Source organism: Streptomyces sp. NPDC048479 (assembly GCF_040651435.1).
In the GTDB taxonomy this organism is placed as follows: domain Bacteria; phylum Actinomycetota; class Actinomycetes; order Streptomycetales; family Streptomycetaceae; genus Streptomyces.
Genome location: NZ_JBEZKA010000084.1, coordinates 1 through 3,339, shown reverse-complemented (window position 1 = coordinate 3,339; position 3,339 = coordinate 1). Strand labels below are relative to the sequence as shown.

The window sequence follows — 3,339 nt, the reverse complement described above, 5'->3', positions numbered from 1 at the left end:
TGTACGAATGACACGACTTCGGCGGTACGCTTGAGCCCCGCTACATTGTCGGCGCGGAATCACTTGACCAGTGAGCTATTACGCACTCTTTCAAGGGTGGCTGCTTCTAAGCCAACCTCCTGGTTGTCTCTGCGACTCCACATCCTTTCCCACTTAGCGTACGCTTAGGGGCCTTAGTCGATGCTCTGGGCTGTTTCCCTCTCGACCATGGAGCTTATCCCCCACAGTCTCACTGCCGCGCTCTCACTTACCGGCATTCGGAGTTTGGCTAAGGTCAGTAACCCGGTAGGGCCCATCGCCTATCCAGTGCTCTACCTCCGGCAAGAAACACACGACGCTGCACCTAAATGCATTTCGGGGAGAACCAGCTATCACGGAGTTTGATTGGCCTTTCACCCCTAACCACAGGTCATCCCCCAGGTTTTCAACCCTGGTGGGTTCGGTCCTCCACGAAGTCTTACCTCCGCTTCAACCTGCCCATGGCTAGATCACTCCGCTTCGGGTCTTGAGCGCGCTACTGAATCGCCCTGTTCGGACTCGCTTTCGCTACGGCTTCCCCACACGGGTTAACCTCGCAACACACCGCAAACTCGCAGGCTCATTCTTCAAAAGGCACGCAGTCACGACTGCATGTGCAAGCACATACAGCGACGCTCCCACGGCTTGTAGGCACACGGTTTCAGGTACTATTTCACTCCGCTCCCGCGGTACTTTTCACCATTCCCTCACGGTACTATCCGCTATCGGTCACCAGGGAATATTTAGGCTTAGCGGGTGGTCCCGCCAGATTCACACGGGATTTCTCGGGCCCCGTGCTACTTGGGTGTCGCACAAGCAAGCCGTTGATGTTTCAGCTACGGGGGTCTTACCCTCTACGCCGGACCTTTCGCATGTCCTTCGCCTACATCAACGGTTTCTGACTCGCCCAACAGCCGGCAGACTGTTGAAGTGCGATCCCACAACCCCGTATGCGCAACCCCTGCCGGGTATCACACGCATACGGTTTGGCCTCATCCGGTTTCGCTCGCCACTACTCCCGGAATCACGGTTGTTTTCTCTTCCTGAGGGTACTGAGATGTTTCACTTCCCCTCGTTCCCTCCACACTGCCTATGTGTTCAGCAGTGGGTGACAGCCCATGACGACTGCCGGGTTTCCCCATTCGGAAACCCCCGGATCAAAGCCTGGTTGACGGCTCCCCGGGGACTATCGTGGCCTCCCACGTCCTTCATCGGTTCCTGGTGCCAAGGCATCCACCGTGCGCCCTTAAAAACTTGGCCACAGATGCTCGCGTCCACTGTGCAGTTCTCAAACAACGACCAGCCACCCATCACCCCGCTCTCACGAGCGAGTTCACTGGGGCCGGCATCGCGAAGGGCGAGCTCACGCTCGCACCCTCAGATACCCAACAGCGCGCCCGGCACGACCCACCAACTCTCACGTTCCACGCCGAAGCAGTACTAGTGAAGCCAGCAAACCGTGCCGAATAGTCAACGTTCCACCCATGAGCAACCAGCACCGGACATTCGCCGGTGTTCTGGCCTCTGACCGGGCAAGCCCGGTAAGAAGTGCTCCTTAGAAAGGAGGTGATCCAGCCGCACCTTCCGGTACGGCTACCTTGTTACGACTTCGTCCCAATCGCCAGTCCCACCTTCGACAGCTCCCTCCCACAAGGGGTTGGGCCACCGGCTTCGGGTGTTACCGACTTTCGTGACGTGACGGGCGGTGTGTACAAGGCCCGGGAACGTATTCACCGCAGCAATGCTGATCTGCGATTACTAGCAACTCCGACTTCATGGGGTCGAGTTGCAGACCCCAATCCGAACTGAGACCGGCTTTTTGAGATTCGCTCCGCCTCGCGGCATCGCAGCTCATTGTACCGGCCATTGTAGCACGTGTGCAGCCCAAGACATAAGGGGCATGATGACTTGACGTCGTCCCCACCTTCCTCCGAGTTGACCCCGGCAGTCTCCTGTGAGTCCCCATCACCCCGAAGGGCATGCTGGCAACACAGAACAAGGGTTGCGCTCGTTGCGGGACTTAACCCAACATCTCACGACACGAGCTGACGACAGCCATGCACCACCTGTATACCGACCACAAGGGGGGCACCATCTCTGATGCTTTCCGGTATATGTCAAGCCTTGGTAAGGTTCTTCGCGTTGCGTCGAATTAAGCCACATGCTCCGCTGCTTGTGCGGGCCCCCGTCAATTCCTTTGAGTTTTAGCCTTGCGGCCGTACTCCCCAGGCGGGGAACTTAATGCGTTAGCTGCGGCACCGACGACGTGGAATGTCGCCAACACCTAGTTCCCAACGTTTACGGCGTGGACTACCAGGGTATCTAATCCTGTTCGCTCCCCACGCTTTCGCTCCTCAGCGTCAGTAATGGCCCAGAGATCCGCCTTCGCCACCGGTGTTCCTCCTGATATCTGCGCATTTCACCGCTACACCAGGAATTCCGATCTCCCCTACCACACTCTAGCTAGCCCGTATCGAATGCAGACCCGGGGTTAAGCCCCGGGCTTTCACATCCGACGTGACAAGCCGCCTACGAGCTCTTTACGCCCAATAATTCCGGACAACGCTTGCGCCCTACGTATTACCGCGGCTGCTGGCACGTAGTTAGCCGGCGCTTCTTCTGCAGGTACCGTCACTTTCGCTTCTTCCCTGCTGAAAGAGGTTTACAACCCGAAGGCCGTCATCCCTCACGCGGCGTCGCTGCATCAGGCTTTCGCCCATTGTGCAATATTCCCCACTGCTGCCTCCCGTAGGAGTCTGGGCCGTGTCTCAGTCCCAGTGTGGCCGGTCGCCCTCTCAGGCCGGCTACCCGTCGTCGCCTTGGTAGGCCATCACCCCACCAACAAGCTGATAGGCCGCGGGCTCATCCTTCACCGCCGGAGCTTTCAACCCCTCCCCATGCAGGGAGGAGTGTTATCCGGTATTAGACCCCGTTTCCAGGGCTTGTCCCAGAGTGAAGGGCAGATTGCCCACGTGTTACTCACCCGTTCGCCACTAATCCACCCCGAAGGGCTTCATCGTTCGACTTGCATGTGTTAAGCACGCCGCCAGCGTTCGTCCTGAGCCAGGATCAAACTCTCCATGAATGTCTTCCCGACTGTGCTTAATTAAAAGCGCGGGATCAACACCACTTAGAGCGGAACAGCCGGTCGGAATAAGACCGACTGTTCACAGCGTCCTCGCTGTGTCATTGCCTACCCGCCACACGGGCCGGTAGGACTTTCAAAGGAACCTCGAACCTGCCGAAACAGGCCGGGGTATCAACATATCTGGCGTTGACTTTTGGCACGCTGTTGAGTTCTCAAGGAACGGACGCTTCCTT

The 3,339-nt window shown here is 57.8% G+C and carries 2 rRNA genes (1 of these 2 only partly in view); both read right to left on the bottom strand.

Annotated elements, in window-relative coordinates:
- A 23S ribosomal RNA gene (locus tag AB0D12_RS40875) occupies positions 1 to 1,278 on the bottom strand; it reaches 1,919 nt to the left of the window's first position.
- 299 nt (positions 1,279 to 1,577) lie between these two features.
- Positions 1,578 to 3,103, bottom strand: a 16S ribosomal RNA gene (locus AB0D12_RS40870).
- The 16S and 23S rRNA genes sit together here, the layout of an rRNA operon.
- Positions 3,104 to 3,339: the final 236 nt, after the last annotated feature.